At 64.6% G+C, this 692-nt stretch carries 1 protein-coding gene; it reads right to left on the bottom strand.

Going from position 1 to position 692, the window contains the following annotated elements; all coding sequences use genetic code 11:
* Positions 1 to 81: 81 nt before the first annotated feature.
* On the bottom strand, positions 82 to 692 hold a 611-nt coding region (locus tag AACY45_RS27260; RefSeq protein WP_339548535.1), incomplete at its 5' end, for a hypothetical protein.

The raw sequence follows: 692 nt of genomic DNA, 5'->3' as shown, positions 1-692 counted from the left end.
AGATCGCCGTATCGACACGGCCACCCATGCGCGGGGAAAGCTCGCCGCCATTGAAGCTGGTTGCGATCGGGCGCTGGAGCGTCATACCCACCAACCCCCGCTGGAATTGCCATAGGGCACGCCAAAGGAACCGCCCCTGGTCCGCGCCAATTCCCAGTCTGTGGGCTCCCACACGATCTGCGGATTTTCGCGCGCATCGACCCGGCGCGCATCGGACAGGGCATCGCGATACACACGGAACGCATCATCCTTGCGGCCCCGGTCGCCCGTGATGCGATCGGCGATTGCCCAGCCCAGCCGTCGTGCGAACACCACGACGAACAGATCATCCCACAAGGCCGGTTCGACGACATCCGCCAGATAGCGGATCGGCACCGGGCCGGTGCTGTTGGTGAGGATGCAGTTCCCTTCAAGTTGATAATCGCGCCGATACGGGCCGACGGCCCGGCCGAGCACTTCGACCAGGCGGACGCTGTCTGCGGGCATCTTGAACGAAGCGGTCCAGGGAAAGGGCGCTTCGCCAGCGAGCGCGGCAAGCTGCTGCCGTCGCATCGCGAAATTCCATGTATGCGCGCGGATGACCGCGCGCCGCTCGATATCCCAAACCGCTTTGACGGATCGCGAAAGGTGCGTGTCGTCGTCGGGCGAACGAAGCTGATCGTCCTCGCCAATGCCAGAGGCCGCCAGATTGG

It is taken from the genome of Pseudomonas sp. RA_35y_Pfl2_P32 (assembly GCF_963970735.1).
GTDB lineage: Bacteria > Pseudomonadota > Gammaproteobacteria > Pseudomonadales > Pseudomonadaceae > Aquipseudomonas.
Note: the sequence above shows the minus strand (reverse complement) of the source record. Positions and strands in the feature narration are given on the sequence as shown.